The 15,202-nt window shown below is 74.5% G+C and carries 14 protein-coding genes; 11 read left to right on the top strand and 3 right to left on the bottom strand.

Translation table 11 applies throughout. The features are described from left to right. The first annotated feature begins 7 nt into the window (after nt 1–7). From CWOE_RS20655 to CWOE_RS20605, 11 genes are read left to right on the top strand one after another with little or no spacing between them, the layout of a single operon-like run. The gene (locus CWOE_RS20655; RefSeq protein WP_012935583.1) at nt 8–1,135 is read left to right on the top strand and encodes a DUF917 domain-containing protein; all 1,128 of its coding nucleotides are present in this window, start codon (nt 8–10) and stop codon (nt 1,133–1,135) included. Further along, nucleotides 1,122–2,681, top strand: a complete 1,560-nt coding sequence (locus CWOE_RS20650; RefSeq protein ID WP_012935582.1) for a hydantoinase/oxoprolinase N-terminal domain-containing protein — start codon at nt 1,122–1,124, stop codon at nt 2,679–2,681. The genes CWOE_RS20655 and CWOE_RS20650 overlap by 14 nt, the downstream gene beginning before the upstream one ends. A gap of 22 nt (nt 2,682–2,703) precedes the next feature. Next, nucleotides 2,704–3,576 carry an FAD binding domain-containing protein gene (locus tag CWOE_RS20645; protein WP_012935581.1) on the top strand — a complete coding sequence of 291 codons (873 nt, stop codon included), beginning with the start codon at nt 2,704–2,706 and terminating at the stop codon, nt 3,574–3,576. Next, nucleotides 3,573–4,040: a (2Fe-2S)-binding protein gene (locus tag CWOE_RS20640; protein WP_012935580.1), complete on the top strand. Its 468-nt coding sequence runs from the start codon at nt 3,573–3,575 to the stop codon at nt 4,038–4,040. The genes CWOE_RS20645 and CWOE_RS20640 overlap by 4 nt, the downstream gene beginning before the upstream one ends. Further along, entirely contained in the window at nt 4,037–6,355 is a 2,319-nt protein-coding gene (locus CWOE_RS20635; RefSeq protein ID WP_012935579.1) for a xanthine dehydrogenase family protein molybdopterin-binding subunit, read from the top strand. Before CWOE_RS20640 ends, CWOE_RS20635 begins: the two co-directional genes overlap by 4 nt. Then, the gene (locus CWOE_RS33575; protein ID WP_012935578.1) at nt 6,352–7,386 is read left to right on the top strand and encodes an LLM class flavin-dependent oxidoreductase; all 1,035 of its coding nucleotides are present in this window, start codon (nt 6,352–6,354) and stop codon (nt 7,384–7,386) included. The genes CWOE_RS20635 and CWOE_RS33575 overlap by 4 nt, the downstream gene beginning before the upstream one ends. Continuing rightward, the gene (fgd, locus tag CWOE_RS20625; protein ID WP_012935577.1) at nt 7,383–8,411 is read left to right on the top strand and encodes a glucose-6-phosphate dehydrogenase (coenzyme-F420); all 1,029 of its coding nucleotides are present in this window, start codon (nt 7,383–7,385) and stop codon (nt 8,409–8,411) included. Before CWOE_RS33575 ends, fgd begins: the two co-directional genes overlap by 4 nt. Then, nucleotides 8,412–9,980, top strand: a complete 1,569-nt coding sequence (locus tag CWOE_RS20620) for a hydantoinase/oxoprolinase N-terminal domain-containing protein (RefSeq protein ID WP_012935576.1) — start codon at nt 8,412–8,414, stop codon at nt 9,978–9,980. Then, entirely contained in the window at nt 9,964–11,052 is a 1,089-nt protein-coding gene (locus CWOE_RS20615) for a DUF917 domain-containing protein (RefSeq protein WP_012935575.1), read from the top strand. The genes CWOE_RS20620 and CWOE_RS20615 overlap by 17 nt, the downstream gene beginning before the upstream one ends. 7 nt (nt 11,053–11,059) lie before the next feature. Then, entirely contained in the window at nt 11,060–11,944 is an 885-nt protein-coding gene (locus CWOE_RS20610; RefSeq protein WP_012935574.1) for an AAA family ATPase, read from the top strand. Beyond that, nucleotides 11,937–13,142: a vWA domain-containing protein gene (locus tag CWOE_RS20605; RefSeq protein ID WP_012935573.1), complete on the top strand. Its 1,206-nt coding sequence runs from the start codon at nt 11,937–11,939 to the stop codon at nt 13,140–13,142. The genes CWOE_RS20610 and CWOE_RS20605 overlap by 8 nt, the downstream gene beginning before the upstream one ends. Nucleotides 13,143–13,205: 63 nt before the next feature. Here the strand turns inward: CWOE_RS20605 and CWOE_RS20600 are convergent, their stop codons facing one another. The 3 genes from CWOE_RS20600 to CWOE_RS20590 are packed head-to-tail and all read right to left on the bottom strand — an operon-like array spanning nt 13,206 to nt 15,201. After that, nucleotides 13,206–13,832: an SRPBCC family protein gene (locus tag CWOE_RS20600; RefSeq protein WP_012935572.1), complete on the bottom strand. Its 627-nt coding sequence runs from the start codon at nt 13,830–13,832 to the stop codon at nt 13,206–13,208. Further along, nucleotides 13,829–14,335 (bottom strand): (2Fe-2S)-binding protein, encoded by a 507-nt coding sequence (locus CWOE_RS20595; protein WP_012935571.1) that lies wholly within the window; start codon nt 14,333–14,335, stop codon nt 13,829–13,831. Before CWOE_RS20595 ends, CWOE_RS20600 begins: the two co-directional genes overlap by 4 nt. Continuing rightward, nucleotides 14,332–15,201 carry an FAD binding domain-containing protein gene (locus CWOE_RS20590; RefSeq protein ID WP_012935570.1) on the bottom strand — a complete coding sequence of 290 codons (870 nt, stop codon included), beginning with the start codon at nt 15,199–15,201 and terminating at the stop codon, nt 14,332–14,334. Before CWOE_RS20590 ends, CWOE_RS20595 begins: the two co-directional genes overlap by 4 nt. Between the last annotated feature and the right edge of the window lies 1 nt (nt 15,202).

Raw genomic sequence — 15,202 nt, 5'->3', positions numbered from 1 at the left:
CGACCTCATGCGGAACGCTTCTCGGATCGTCACGGACTCTGGCTCGCTCGACTCGCGCTCGGCGCGGGTGATCGACGTCGACCACCTGCCGGTGCTCGCCCGCGGCTGCGCGGTGATGGGCGCGGGCGGCGGCGGCGACTCGCTGATCGGCGTGCTGATGGCGCGCGAGGCGATACTGCGCCACGGACCGGTCCCGCTCGTCGACCTCGACGACCTGCCCGACGACGACCTCGTGATGCCGTGCGGCCTCGTCGGCGCGCCGACGGTCGCGATCGAGAAGCTGGAGAGCGGGGAGGAGGGCGTCCGCCTCGCCGAGGAGGTCCAGACGCTGCTCGGCCGGCCGGTCGCCGCGATCATGCCGTTCGAGATCGGCGGCTCCAACGGCGTGATCCCGCTGACGTGGGCGGCGCGGCTCGGACTGCCGTACGTCGACGCCGACGGCATGGGCCGCGCGTTCCCGCTGATGCCGCAGATGACGATGAACCTCGCCGGCGTCTCCTCGAGCCCCTGCCTGCTGTCCGACGAGCGGCTCAACACGCTCGTGCTGCGCACCGGCAGCGTGCAGTGGACCGAGCGGCTGCTGCGCTCGACCGTCGCCGCGTTCGGCGGCGCAGGCGTCGCCGCGCTCTACCTGATGGACGTCAAGACCGCGCGCAGAGCGACCGTCCGCGGCTCCGTCTCCAAGGCGCTGAAGATCGGCTCGGTGATCATGCGCGGCGACGTCGACCCGGTCCAGGCGATCGTGACCGAGCTGAGAGCGCAGGAGCTGATGCGCGGCAAGGTCGTCGAGGTCGAGCGCGCGACGGCCGGCGGCTTCGTGCGCGGGACCGTGCTGATCGAGGACCAGCACGACGCGACGCGGCTGCTGCGGCTGGAGATCCAGAACGAGAACCTCGCCGCGCTGGAGGACGGGCAGGTGCGCGCGTGCGTGCCGGACATCATCACCGTGCTCGACGCGGCCAGCGGCGGCGTGCTCGTGACCGAGCGGCTGCGCTACGGCCAGCGCGTGAGCGTGATCGCGTTCCCGGTCGACCCGATCTGGCGGACGCCCGAAGGGCTCGCCGTCGCCGGTCCGGGCGCGTTCGGCTACGACTTCGAGCACAGCGAGATCGGGGCGACCGATGCCGGCGATTGACCTGCGGCTCGGGATCGACGTCGGCGGCACGCACACCGACGCCGTCGTCGTCGACCGCGACGACCGGCTCGTTGCGAAGGCGAAGGTTGCGACCAGCCGCGACGTGATGGGCGGCGTCGCGGCCGCGATCGCCGCCGCCTCCGACGCGCTCGGCGACGAGCGCAGCCGCATCTCGCACGTGATGCTCGGCACGACGCACGTGACGAACGCGATGCTCCAGCGGCGCGACCTGCGGCGCGTCGCGGTCCTGCGGATCGGCGGCCCCGCGACGCGCTCGGTCCCGCCGCTGTCGACGTGGCCGAGCGACCTGCGCAACGCCGTCGTCGCCGGCTCGGCCGTCGTCGACGGCGGGGTCGAGCTGGACGGCAGCGAGATCGCCGCCTTCGACGCGGACGCGACGGCACGCTTCTTCGCCTCGGTCGCGGGCGCGGTCGACGGCGTCGCGATCACGAGCGTCTTCGCCGCCGTCTCCGCCCGTCACGAGTTGGCCGCGGCCGAGATCGCGCGCGACGTGCTCGGCGACGTGCACGTCTCGCTCAGTCGCGACATCGGCGCGATCGGCCTGATCGAGCGCGAGAACGCGACCGTCCTGAACGCGGCGCTGGTCGGGCTGGCGGAGCAGATCGCCGAGGCGCTGACCGACGCGCTCGCCGCGCACGACCTCGACCCGGCGCGCTTCCTGGCGCAGAACGACGGCACGCTGATGTCACTCGAGCACGCTCTGCGCCACCCGGTCCTGACGATCGGCTGCGGGCCGGCCAACTCGATGCGCGGCGCCGCCCACCTCGCCGGCGCGACCGACGCGCTCGTCGCCGACGTCGGCGGCACCTCGACCGAGATCGGCGCGCTCGTCGGCGGCTTCCCGTGCGAGTCCAACGACGTGATCGGCGTCGGCGGCGTGCGCACGAACTTCCGCATGCCGGCGGTCGTCGCGCTCGCCGTCGGCGGCGGCACGGTCCTGACCGACGGCGAGCGCGAGGTGCGCGTCGGCCCCGACTCGGTCGGCTACGCGCTGGAGCGCTCGGCGCTCGTCTTCGGCGGCGCGACCGCGACGCTGACCGACGCAGCCGTCGGCGCCGGGCGCGCCGACATCGGCGACGAGCGGCGCCTGCGCGACCGGCCCGAGCTGCTGCGGCGCGCGATCGAGCGCTCTGACCTGCTGCTGGCCGACGCGGTCGACCGCGCGAAGATGGTGCGTGGCGAGCCGCCGCTGATCGTCGTCGGCGGCGCCAGCTTCCTCGTCCCGGACGACCTTCCCGGCGTCGGCTCGGTGCAGCGACCCGAACACTACGAGGTCGCCAACGCGTTCGGCGCGGCGATCGCGCAGGTCAGCGGCCAGGTCGACCGGATCGTGCGCTTCGGCGCGGCCGGGCGCAGCAGCGCGCTGGAGAAGGCGCGCGAGGCGGCGCACGCGCAGGCGGTCCGCGCCGGCGCGGACCCGAACCGCACCGAGGTCGTCGAGTTCGAGGAGATCCCGCTCGCGTACCTGCCCGATCCGGCCGTGCGCGTGCGTGTGCGCGCGGTCGGTCCGCTGGGGACCGCATGAGCATCGTCGAGAGGAGTCGCAGGTGATCGGTTCGACAGCATGGGACGACGCGAACGTCGTCGCCGCGACGTCGGTGCAGGAGGCCGTCGCCACGCTCGAACGGCTGGGCGAGCGCGCCGCGCCGCTGGCCGGCGGGACGTGGATCATGCGCGCGCCGAGCCGGCGCGAGCAGCCCTGCGCGACCTACGTCGACGTGCGCGCGATCGACGAGCTGAGTGTGCTCGACGTCGCCGAGGACGGCGCCCGCGTCGGCGCCGGCGTCACCCACCAGCGGCTCGCCGCGCTCGCTCCCGACGGCTCGCTCGACGTCGTGCGCGAGGCCGCGGCGGCGTCCGCCTTCCCTGCCGTGCGGAGCGTCGCGACGGTCGGCGGCAACATCGCCGCCGCCGACTTCGCCGAGGCCGACCTGGTGCCGGCGCTGCTGGCCGCCGACGCGCGCGTCGAGCTGGCCTCCGGCGACGGGCGCAGCGTCGAGCCGCTGGCCGACTACCTGCCGCGCCGGACCGCGTCCGGGACGCCGCTGATCGCCGCCGTCGTCGTCCCGCGCGCCGCCGGCCGCCGCTCGGCGTACGAGCGGCTGACGATCCGCGCCGGCGGCGAGTACGCGGTCGCCGCGGTCGCGCTGTCGCTCGACCTCGACGACGACGGCGTCGTGGTCGCCGCGCGGCTCGCGCTCGGCGCCGTCGAGGCGACCGCCCGCCGCTTCGACGCGGAGGCGCAGGCGCTCGTCGGCGAGCGCGCCGGCGCCGGGCCGGCGCGCGCGGTTGGCGAGGCGGTCGGCAGCGCCTGCGCCGCGCGCGACGACGACGCCGCGCCGGCGTGGTACCGGCGCACGGTGCTGCCGGTGCTGGTCGAGCGGGCCGCGGCGCGGATCGCGGCGGGAGGTGCGGCATGAGCGTCGTCCTGTCGATCAACGGCCGCGAGCGGGCGGTCGACGCCGCGCCGATGACGCCGCTGCTCGCGGTCCTGCGCGACGAGCTGCACCTGACCGGCGCCAAGCTCGGCTGCGGCGAGGGCCGCTGCGGCGCCTGCACGATCCTGCTCGACGACGAGCCGGTCGTCGCCTGCCTGCTGCCGCTGGCGCTCGCCGAGGGCCGCGCCGTGCGGACCGTCGAAGGCCTCACCGGTCCCGAGCAGCCGCTGTCGCCGCTCCAGGACGCGCTGCTGGAGCACGGCGGCGTCCAGTGCGGCGCCTGCACGCCGGGGATCGCGATGTCGCTGACCGCGCTGCTGGAGCGCGATCCCGACCCCGACGAGGCGGCCGTGCAGCAGGCGCTCGCGGGCAACATCTGCCGCTGCACCGGCTACCGCAAGATCGTCGACGCGGCCCTCTCCGTCGCCGCGGGGCAGCGCGCATGAGCCGCGCGATCGGGGTCAACGCCCGCCGCAGCGACGGCGAGGACAAGGTTCGCGGCACCGCCGTCTACGGGATCGACTACGGCGAGCCCGGGATGCTGCACGCCGCGCTGCTGCGCTCCCCGCTGGCCGCCGGGCGGATCCGCTCGCTCGACGTCACGCGCGCCGCGGCGCTGCCGGGCGTGCACGCGATCGTCTCCGCTGCCGACGTGCCCGACACGACCTCCGGCTGGGTGCTGAAGGACCAGCCGATCTTCGCCCGCGAGGAGGTCCGCTTCATCGGCGAGCCGCTCGCCGCCGTCGCCGCCGACACGGCCGAGCAGGCGCGCGCCGCCGTCGCGGCGATCGAGCTGGAGCTGGACGAGCTGGAGCCGATCCTCGACCCCGAGCGCTCGCTCGAACCGGGCCAGCGCGTGATCCACCCCGGCTGGGAGGCGTACGGCACGCTCGCGCCCGGCCCGCGCGAGGGCAACATGGCGTGGCTGGCGACGCTCGACAGAGGCGACGTCGACGCCGCGTTCGCCGCCGGCCACCTGATCGTCGAGGGCGAGTACCGCACGCAGCGTCAGCACCAGTCGTCGATCGAGCCGCACGTCGCGGTCGCGCGCTACGAGCAGGGACGCTTCGTCGTCCACACGCCGACGCAGTACCCGTACCTCGTGCGCGACCGGCTGGCCGAGCTGCTGGCGGTGCCGGCGTCGCGGATCCGCGTCGTCGTGACGACGATCGGCGGCGGCTTCGGCGGCAAGATCGACGCGCTGCTGGAGCCGTACGCCTGCGTGCTGGCGCGGCGCACCGGACGGCCGGTGCGGCTCGTCAACAGCCGCACCGAGGAGCTGCAGACCGCCGGCCCGCGCGACAACGCGGTCGTGCGGCTGCGCACCGCTGTCGCGCAGGACGGCACGCTGCTGGCGCAGGAGGGCGAGGCGATCCTCGACAACGGCGCCTACAGCGGCGAGGTCGTCGCCTGCGCCGCGATCCCGGCGCTCGTCTTCGGCGGGACCTACCGGATCCCCGCCGTCCGCTACAGAACCCGCGTCGCGTACACGAACACGACGCCGACGGCCGCGTTCCGCGGCGTCAGCGCGCCGTACTCGATGTTCGCCGTCGAGCAGCACCTCGACCAGATCGCGCGCGAGCTGGCGATCGACCGCCGCGAGCTGCGGCGGCGCAACGTCGTCCAGCCGGGTGACGCGATCGTCAACGGGCAGGTGCTCGACGACGCCGTCTTCGACGAGGCGCTCGCGCGCGTCGACGAGATCGCCTCGTGGGACGCCGCCGTCGCCGCGCGCAGACCGCTGCGAGGGATCGGGATCGGCGCGCTGACGTGGCTGACGAACCCGAGCCCCGGCGGCGCGACCGTGAAGGTCAACGAGGACGGCACGGTGACGGTGATCAGCGCCGGCGCCGAGATCGGCAGCGGCGCGATGGCGACCGGCGTGCGGCAGATCGTCGCCGAGGAGCTGGGCGTCCCGGTCGACGACGTGCTGCTCGCGGCGTCGGACACCGACGTCGGCACCTACGACGGCGGCGCGCAGGGCAGCCGCACGATGTTCTCGCTCGGCAACGCCGCGCTCGACGCCTGCGACGGCGTGCGCAGACAGCTGCTGGAGACGGCGGCCGGGATGCTGGAGGCGGCCGTCGAGGACCTCGAGCTGGCCGACGGCTGCGTCGGCGTGCTCGGCACGCCCGACTCGCGCGTGCCGCTCGCCGCCGTCGCGCAGACGGCGCTGTGGACCGGCGGCCCGATCTCGGCCTCCGGCAAGCACATCTCGCCGCCGGTCCAGTTCGACGCCGGCTGCGTCACCGGCGCCCTCTTCACCGGCTTCAACGCCGCGACCTACCACGTGCACCAGGCCGAGGTCGAGGTCGACCCCGACACCGGCAAGGTGACGGTGCTGCGCTATGTCGTCGCGCAGGACGTCGGCCGCGCGATCAACCCGCAGCAGATCGAGGGCCAGATCGAGGGCGGCGTGCTGCAGGGGATCGGCTACGCGCTGTTCGAGGACCTGCGCGTCCGCGACGGCGCCGTCGTCGACGACAGCCTGGAGAGCTACCGGCTGCCGACCGTCTTCGACGCCCCGCCGATCGACATCGCGCTGCTGGAGAACCCCTGCCCGTACGGCCCGTTCGGCGCCAAGGGCGCGGCCGAGCCGTCGATCATCCCGGTCGCCGCGGTGATCGCGAGCGCCGTCTCCGACGCGATCGGAAGACCCGTCACGCAGCTGCCCGTCACGCCGTTCGAGGTGCTGCGGCTGCTCGGCCGCGACCACTCGTCCGCCTCTCTCAGCCCGACTCCGGAAGGAACCCGATCGTGACCACCCCGTCTCTCTCCGGCTCGCCGCTGGGACTCGTCGTCTCCAGCCAGGCGCCGCCCGAGCGCATCCCGCAGATCGCCGCTGCCGTCGAGCGGCTCGACTTCGGCGAGCTGTGGCTGCCGGAGGACTACTTCTTCGGCGGCGGGGTCGCCTCGGCGATGGCCGCGCTCGCCGCGACCGAGCGGATCCCGGTCGGGATCGGCGTCGTCTCGGCGGTCGCCCGCCATCCCGCACTGCTGGCGATGGAGCTGGCGACGATCGAGCGGCTGCACCCCGGCCGCATCCGGCCCGGCATCGGCCTCGGCGTGCCGCACTGGATCGGCCAGATGGGCCTGACGCCGCCGTCGTCGCTGGCGACGCTGCGCGAGACGCTGATCGGCGTGCGGGCACTGCTGCGCGGCGAGACGGTGACGGCCGAGGGCCGCGTCTTCACGTTCGACGAGGTCAAGCTGACGCATCCCGTCGAGGAGGTCCCGCCGCTGTACATGGGCGTGCTCGGGCCGAAGATGCTCCAGCTCGCCGGCGAGGTCGCCGACGGCACCGTCGTCTCCGTGCTGGCCGGTGCCGCCTACCTGCGCTGGCTGCGCGAGCGCGTCGCCGAGGGCCAGGCGCGCGCCGGCCGCGAGGGCGAGCACCACCGCGTCGCGACGTTCGCGCTCTACGGCGTCGACGCCGACTCCAGACGCGCGAAGCAGGCGCTGCGCGAGGTCGCGGCGTTCTACCTCGCGGCCGTCCCCAAGAGCGCGCTGACCGACGTCTACGGCGTCGGCGAGGAGCTGACCGACATGGTCCAGCGCGGCGGCGCCGACGCGGCAGCGCTGATCGCGCGTGAGATGCCCGAGCAGTGGGTCGAGGACCTCGTGATCGCCGGCGATCCGGACGAGTGCGCGGCGAAGATCCAGGCGCTGCTCGACGCCGGCTCGGACTCGGTGCTGCTGTTCCCGACCGACCACGAGCAGACGGAGGCCGTCGCGCAGCTGACCGCGCGCGAGGTGCTGCCGCAGCTGCGCCAGACGGCGGCGTCGGCATGAGCGGGCGCGAGGTTCGCTACGGCTACAAGGCCTCGGCGGAGCAGTTCGCGCCGCGCGAGCTGATCGACGTCTCGGTCGCCGCCGAGCAGGCCGGCTTCACGTCGGTCGCCGTCTCGGACCACTTCCAGCCGTGGCGCCACAAGACCGGCCACGCGCCGTGCTCGATCGCGTGGCTGCCGGCGCTCGGCGAGGGTACGTCGACCGCGATGCTCGGCACGAGCGTGCTGACGCCGACGCTGCGCTACCACCCGTCCGTGATCGCGCACGCGTTCGCGACGACCGCCTGCCTGAACCCGGGGCGCGTCTTCCTCGGGATCGGCAGCGGCGAGGCGATGAACGAGAACCCCGCGATCGGGATCGAGTGGCCGAAGTTCGCCGAGCGCTCCGGGCGGCTCGCCGAGGCGGTCGCGCTGATCCGCCGGCTGTGGGCCGAAGAGCGCGTGACGTTCGAGGGCAACTACTACCGGACCGTGCGCGCGACGATCTACGACCGTCCGCCGGAGCCGATCCCGATCTACGTCGCGGCCGGCGGTCCGAAGGCCGCGCAGCTCGTCGGCCGCATCGCCGACGGCTTCATCTGCACGAGCGGCAAGGCCCCCGACCTCTACACGAGACTGCTGGAGGCGGTCGCCGCCGGTGCCGAGCAGGCCGGCCGCGACGTCTCGGAGATCGACAACATGATCGAGATCAAGGTCTCCTACGACCACGACCGCGCGTTCGCGATGCGCGCGTGCGAGTGGTGGGCGGCGCTGGCGCTCAGAGCGGAGGAGAAGAGCGGCGTCGAGGACCCGGTCGAGATGGAGCGGCTGGCCGACGCTGCCGCCGATCGCGCCCACACGCGCTTCATCGTCTCCGACGATCCCGACGACGTCGTCGCGCGGATCGCGCCGTACGTCGAGCTGGGCTTCACGAACCTCGTCTTCCACTTCCCCGGCGAGGACCAGCGGCGCGCGATCGCGCAGTTCTCCGCCGACGTCCTCCCACGGCTGCGGGCGCGCTTCAGCGAGCCCGTCGCGGCGGTCTAGATGCGCGTCGGGATCGACGTCGGCGGCACCAACACCGACGCCGTGCTGATGGACGGCGACCGTGTGCTCGCCGCCGTCAAGCGCGGGACGACCGCGGACGTGACGGCCGGGATCGTCGCCGCCCTCCAGGGCGTGCTCGACGAGGCGGGCGCGACGCCCGCCGGCGTCGAGGCGGTGATGATCGGCACGACCCACTTCACCAACGCCGTCGTCGAGGCGCGGCGGCTGCTGGAGGTCGGCGTCGTGCGGCTCGGCCTGCCCGCGACGGCGGCGCTGCCGCCGATGGTGGCGTGGCCGCAGCGGCTCGCCGACGCCGTCGGCGCGCACGTCTTCATGTGCCACGGCGGCCACGAGTTCGACGGCAGACCGATCGCGCCGCTGGACCCCGACGAGCTGCGACGTGCCGGCGAGCGGATCCACGCGCTCGGCCTGCGCACCGTCGCGATCTCGTCGGTCTTCTCGCCGATCAGCGAGGAGCTGGAGCACGAGGCGGCCGAGCTGATCCGCGAGGTCGCCGGCGACGTGGCGGTCAGCTGCTCGTCGGAGATCGGGCGGCTCGGGCTGCTGGAGCGCGAGAACGCGACGATCATCAACGCCAGCCTCGCCGAGCTGGCGACCCACATCACGCAGGCGTTCGGCGCGGCGCTGGTCGAGGCCGGCGTCGAGGCGCCCGTCTACCTGAGCCAGAACGACGGCACGCTGATGACGGTCGACTACGTCGAGCGCTACCCCGTCGCGACGTTCGCCTCCGGCCCGACCAACTCGATGCGCGGCGCCGCGCTGCTGTCGGGCGAGACCGACTGCGCCGTGGTCGACGTCGGCGGCACGACCTCCGACGTCGGGATGCTCGTCCACAGCTTCCCGCGCGAGGCGAAGGCGACGGTCGAGGTCGGCGGCGTGCGGACGAACTTCCGCATGCCCGACGTGCTGCCGCTCGGCATCGGCGGCGGCTCGGTCGTCGAGCCCGGCGGGATCGAGGTCGGTCCCCACAGCGTCGGGTACGAGCTGACCTCCCGGGCGCTGGTGTTCGGCGGCGACACGCTGACCGCGACCGACCTCGCCGTCGCGGCGGGGCTCGCCGAGATCGGCGACGCGGCCGCCGTGCGCGACCTCGACCCCGCGCGCGTGCGGCGCGCGCTGGAGCGGATCGCCGAGCGGATCGGACAGGCCGTCGACCGCATGAAGGTCGTCTCCGGCGACGTGCCGGTCGTCGCCGTGGGCGGCGGGTCGATCCTGCTCGGCGACGCGCTGTCCGGCGTCTCGCGGCTCGTGCGGCCCGACAACTACGCGGTCGCCAACGCCGTCGGCGCGGCGATCGCGCAGGTCGGCGGCGAGGTCGACCAGATGTTCTCGATCGGCTCCGGGCTGACGCGCGAGGAGGCGCTGGAGCAGGCGAGCGAGGAGGCGACGGCGCGCGCGCTGGCGGCCGGCGCGCGCCCCGGCAGCGTGCGGGTCGTGGACGTCGAAGAGCTTGCGATCGCCTACGTGCCCGGCAACGCCGTGCGGATCAAGGTCAAGGCGGTCGGCGACCTGGAGTTGAGAGGAGCATCCGTTGCGGCAGATCGGTGAAGCGCAGTTGGACGACATCGCCCTCGGAGCGGGCGTGCTCGGCACCGGCGGCGGCGGCGACCCGTACATCGGCAAGCTGCTCGCGCAGCAGAGCGTGCGCGAGTACGGGCCGGTCACGGTGGTCGACGTCTCCGAGGTCGACGACGACGCGCTCGTGATCCCCGCGGGGATGATGGGCGCGCCGACGGTGATGGTCGAGAAGCTGCCGCACGGCAACGAGATCGTGCATGCGTTCGAGCGCCTGCAGCACCACCTCGGCGGCCGCGCGACGCACACGATGTCGCTCGAGATCGGCGGCCTCAACTCGGTCGTGCCGTTCTGCCTCGCGGCGCGGCTGGGGCTGCCGGTCGTCGACGCGGACCTGATGGGCCGCGCGTTCCCGGAGCTGCAGATGTGCCTGCCGGGCGTGTTCGGGATCGACTGCGCGCCGATGGCGGTCGCCGACGACAAGGGCAACGCGTCGATCGTCGAGGGCGTCACGAACGCCTGGACCGAGCGGCTGTCGCGCTCGCTGACGGTCGACATGGGCTGCTCGTCGATGATCGCGCTCTACCCGATGGCCGGCCACCAGCTGCGCGAGACGACGATCACCGGCTCGCTCGCAACGGCGGAGGCGCTCGGGCGCCTGATCCGCGAGACGCGCGAGGCGCACGGCGACCCGATCGCCGCGATCCTCGAGCGCTGCGACGGCCACCACCTCTTCAGCGGCAAGGTGCTCGACGTCGAGCGCCGCACCGAGCGCGGCTTCGCGCGCGCCCACGTGCGGATCGCCGGCCTCGACGGCGATGCCGGCAGCAACTTCCACCTGCGGACGCAGAACGAGCACCTCGTCGCCGAGCGCGAGGGGGAGGTGCTGGCGTCGGTGCCGGACCTGATCATCGTGCTCGACAGCGAGACGGGGCAGCCGATCACGACCGAGGAGCTGCGCTACGGCTTCCGCGTCGCGGTCGTCGCGCTGCCGTGCGATCCGCGCTGGCGCAGCGAGGCGGCGCTGGACCTGGTCGGGCCGCGCTACTTCGGATATGACTTCGACTATGTGCCGATCGAGCAGCGCGTGAACGGTGCCGGCTGAGGAGCGGATGCGGGTGGCGGCGGGCACTGCATCCGGACCGGCGGGCGTGCAGGAGCTGCTGGCGCGGCACGGCTACCTCGCCGACGAGGCGCTGGCGGTCGCGGTCTTCCTCGCGTGCACGCTCGACCAGCCGCTGCTGCTGGAGGGCGAGGCCGGGGTCGGCAAGACGGAGGTCGCGCGGACGCTCGCGGAGGCGTCCGGCGCGCGCCTGATCCGGCTCCAGTGCCATGAGGGGATCGACGTCCACCAGGCGCTCTACGACTGGGACTTCACGCGCCAGCTGCTGGCCGTGCGCGCGGCGGAGCTGAGCGGCGGAGGGGAGCCCGGCGCCGACGCGAACGGTGGGCCGCCGCAGCTCTACGGCGAGCGGTTCCTGATCCGCCGGCCGCTGCTGGAGGCGTTGCAGCACCCCGGGCCGGTCGTGCTGCTGATCGACGAGATCGACCGTGCCGACGAGGAGTTCGAGGCGTTCCTGCTGGAGCTGCTGTCGGACTTCGCGGTCACGATCCCGGAGCTGGGGACCGTGCGCGCCGCGAGCCCGCCGACGGTCGTGCTGACCTCCAACCGCACGCGCGAGCTGCACGACGCGCTCAAGCGCCGCTGCCTCTACCACTGGATCGACTACCCCTCTGAGGAGCGCGAGCTGGAGATCGTCCGTGCCCGCCTCCCACACGCGCCGGAGCAGTTGGCGGAGCGTGTCTGCGCCGCGGTCGCGCTGCTGCGCGGGCAGGAGCTGTATAAGGCGCCCGGCGTCGGCGAGACGATCACGTGGGTCCGCGCGCTGCTCGCGCTCGGCGACGACGTCGAGCTGACGGCGACGCTCGGCGCCGTGCTGAAGGTGCGCGAGGATGTCGAGGCGGTGCTGCGCGGCAGGCTGCTCGACGATGGGTGAGGAGCGGGCCGTCGCTCCCTCCGTTCCCTCGGCGCGGCTGGCCGCGCTCGTGCGCGAGCTGCGGCGGCTCGGCGGCAGCGCGGGGACGGCCGAGCTGCTGCTCGCCCACCGCGCCCTGCTCGCCGTCGACCTCGCCTCGCGCGAGACTGCGAAGGCGGCGCTCGCGACGGTGCTGTGCCGCTCCCGCGCCGACGTCGCCCGCTTCGAGGAGGCGTTCGCGACCGTGTTCGGTTCCGGCGGGCCGCTTTCCCCGTTCAGCCCACGGGGTCCGGACAACGGCGCTGGGGAGGAGGGAGACGACCTCGACGGCCCGCCACAAGACGACGCGCCCAGCACGGGCCAGCCCGCTCCCGCGCCTTCCGCCGACGGCGCCGCCGAGCACGACCCGACTCCCGTCCCGGCCGCGTCGAGCACGCTGGAGCTGCTGCGCCGCAAGGACTTCGCCGACTACAGCGACGACGAGGTGGCCGACGCCGCGCGGATCGTCGCGCGGCTGGCGGCGGCGACGCCGCTGCGGTCCTCGCGACGGATGCGTCCCGTCGCCGGCCGCGGTGACCGCGTCGACGTGCGGCGGACGCTGCGCGAGGCGGCTCGGCGCGGCGGCGTCGCCAGCGCCCCGGCGTGGCGGCGGCGCGACGTGCGGCCGCGCCGGATCGTGCTCGTCTGCGACGCGTCGGGGTCGATGGAGCCGTACGCCCGCGTGCTGCTGCAGTTCCTCGGCGCGTGGGTGCGCTCGGGCCGCTCGGTCGAGGCGTTCGCGTTCGGCACGCGGCTGACGCGGATCACCTCCGAGCTGCGCGGCCCCGACCCGGCCGCGGCGCTGTCGCGCGCGGCGGCGCGCATCACCGACTGGGGCGCCGGCACGCAGATCGGCCGCTGCATCGGCCAGCTCAACCGCGAGCACGGCCGGCGGATCGGCCGCGGCGCGGTCGTGATCGTCCTGTCCGACGGCTGGGACCGCGGCGAGCCCGAGCTGCTCGCCGCCGAGATGCGCCGCCTGCGCCGCACCGCGCACGCGCTCGTGTGGCTCAACCCGCACGCCGCCGACCCGGCCTTCGAACCGCTGACGCGCGGCATGCGCGCCGCCCTCCCGGCGACGGACGAGCTGCTGGCCGGAAACTGCATCCTCGCCTTGGAGGAGCTGGCCGCCCTGCTGGAGCGCGACCCGCGCTTCACCGCCGGCCGCGCGCGGCGGTGACCTGCGTCAGTTTGGTGCCCTATAGGGGCATCAAACTGACGCAGGTCGCGCGCGGCGGCTCGCTCAGGCGGGCTCGCCGCGGCGGAACGTGCGGCGCAGCCACCCGCGCAGCGCGAGCCAGAGGATCCGGCCGCCGGAGAGGGATGAGGCGGCCGGGGCCGCCGCGGCCGGCTGAGCCGGCGCGGCCGCGCCCTCTGGAGCCGTCGGGGGCGCCGGCGCCGCGCCCTCCGCCGCTGCCGTCTCTGCCCCGAGCTGCCCGCGCAGGTTCGCGGCGAACTCCTTCACGAGGTGGCTGGCGACATCGTCGACGACGCCGCGGCCGTACTGCGCGATCGCGCCGGCGAGCGTGACGTCGGTCTCCAACTCCACGCGCGTGCGGTCGCCGTCGAGCGGGACGAGCGCGGAGGCGATCGTCGCCTGGGCGCGCCCGCGGCCGCGGGCCTCGCGGGCGGTCGCGCCCAAGACCATCCGGTGCGCGTCGGCATCGACGTCGGAGCGGGTCACGTCGGCGTCGAATCTGAGGCTCAGCGGTCCCAGCTTCACGCGCACCTGCGCCTTCCAGGCGTCGTCACCGACCGTCTCGACGAGCGTCGCGCCGGGCATGCAGGGGACCACGCGCGGGACGTCCATCAGCAGCGCCCAGGTCGCGTCGACCGCGGCGTCGACCTCGAACGAATCGACGATTCTCACGAGCGGACCTCCGCCGGAGCAGTGGCATCCGCACCGAGCCGCCCCGCCGCGTCGCGCACCGCGTCGACGATGAACTCGTAGCCCGTGCAGCGGCAGAGGTTGCCCGACAGCGACGCGCGGATCTCCTCCTCGGAGGGGTCGGGGCTCTGCTCCAACAGCTCCTGGGCGGCCAGCAACATCCCCGGCGTGCAGAAGCCGCACTGCAGCCCGTGGTGCTCGTGGAACGCCTCCTGCAACGGCGACAGCGAGCCGTCTGCCGCGGCGAGTCCCTCGACCGTCGTGATCTCGGCGTCCTGCGCCTGGACCGCGAGCATCAGGCACGAGCGGACGGTGTCACCGTTCAGCCGCACCGTGCAGGCGCCGCAGACGCCGTGCTCGCAGCCGAGATGGGTGCCGGTCAGGCCGCAGTTGCGGCGCAGGAAGTCCGCCAGCGTGCGGCGCGGCTCGCAGACGTCCTCGTAGACGCGCCCGTTGACGCGCAGCGTGACCTCGACCTTGCTCATCGGCTCCTCTTTCCCTCGGCGACCTGGCTCAGCGCGCGGCCGACCAGGACGGCGGTCATCTCGCGGCGGTACTCCGCCGATCCGTGGACGTCCCACGTCGGCTCGACGGCCACCGCGGCGCTCGCAGACGCCGCGGCGATCGCGGAGGCGTCGAGCGGCCGGCCGACCAGCAGCTCCTCCGCCGCGTGGGCGCGCAGCGGGACCGGGTTGGCGCCGCCGATCGCGATCCGCGCAGCGCTCGCACGGCCGTCACCGTCCACGTCCACCAGCGCCAGCACCGAGACGATCGCGAAGTCGCCGTGGCGGCGGCTCAGCTCCTCGAAGCCGGCGGTCCAGCCGCCGGCGGCGGTCGGGAGGCGGACCTCGACGAGCAGTTCGCCGGGCTCCAGCGCTGTCGTCAGGAACATCCGGAAGAAGTCGGCGGCGGCGATCGTGCGGCGGCCGCCCGGACCCTGCGCGACCAGCTCGGCGTCGAGCGCGACGGCGACGAGCGGCAGCTCGGCGGCCGGGTCGGCGTGCGCGATGCTGCCGCCGACCGTCCCGCGGTTGCGGATCGCGACGTGGCCGACGTGGCCGAGCACGTCGGCGAGGAACGGCAGCGCGTCGCGCGCGGCCGGGTCCTGCTCCAGCAGCCGCTGGCGCGTCATCCCGCCGACGACGAGATGACCGCCCTCGCGGCGCACGTAGCTCAGCTCCGGCAGCGCGTTGAGGTCGACCAGCGTCGTCGGCTGCGCGAGCCGCATGTTCAGCATCGGCATCAGGCTCTGGCCGCCGGCGATCGGCTTCGCGTCCTCGTCGGCGGCCAGTGCGGCGATCGCGTCCCCGACCGAGGCGGGGCGCACGTAATCGAACGGTGCGGGCTTCACG

Origin of the sequence: Conexibacter woesei DSM 14684 (genome assembly GCF_000025265.1) — a bacterium.
In the GTDB taxonomy this organism is placed as follows: Bacteria; Actinomycetota; Thermoleophilia; order Solirubrobacterales; family Solirubrobacteraceae; genus Conexibacter; species Conexibacter woesei.
Note: the sequence above shows the minus strand (reverse complement) of the source record. Positions and strands in the feature narration are given on the sequence as shown.

Bases quoted from the DNA above. Each gene is read 5' to 3' on its own strand.
- CWOE_RS20655 (WP_012935583.1), top strand. From the start codon at position 8: ATGCGGAACGCTTCTCGGATCGTCACGGACTCTGGCTCGCTCGACTCG.
- CWOE_RS20650 (WP_012935582.1), top strand. From the start codon at position 1,122: ATGCCGGCGATTGACCTGCGGCTCGGGATCGACGTCGGCGGCACGCAC.
- CWOE_RS20640 (WP_012935580.1), top strand. From the start codon at position 3,573: ATGAGCGTCGTCCTGTCGATCAACGGCCGCGAGCGGGCGGTCGACGCC.
- CWOE_RS20635 (WP_012935579.1), top strand. From the start codon at position 4,037: ATGAGCCGCGCGATCGGGGTCAACGCCCGCCGCAGCGACGGCGAGGAC.
- fgd (WP_012935577.1), top strand. From the start codon at position 7,383: ATGAGCGGGCGCGAGGTTCGCTACGGCTACAAGGCCTCGGCGGAGCAG.
- CWOE_RS20620 (WP_012935576.1), top strand. From the start codon at position 8,412: ATGCGCGTCGGGATCGACGTCGGCGGCACCAACACCGACGCCGTGCTG.
- CWOE_RS20610 (WP_012935574.1), top strand. From the start codon at position 11,060: ATGCGGGTGGCGGCGGGCACTGCATCCGGACCGGCGGGCGTGCAGGAG.
- CWOE_RS20605 (WP_012935573.1), top strand. From the start codon at position 11,937: ATGGGTGAGGAGCGGGCCGTCGCTCCCTCCGTTCCCTCGGCGCGGCTG.
- CWOE_RS20595 (WP_012935571.1), bottom strand. From the start codon at position 14,335: ATGAGCAAGGTCGAGGTCACGCTGCGCGTCAACGGGCGCGTCTACGAG.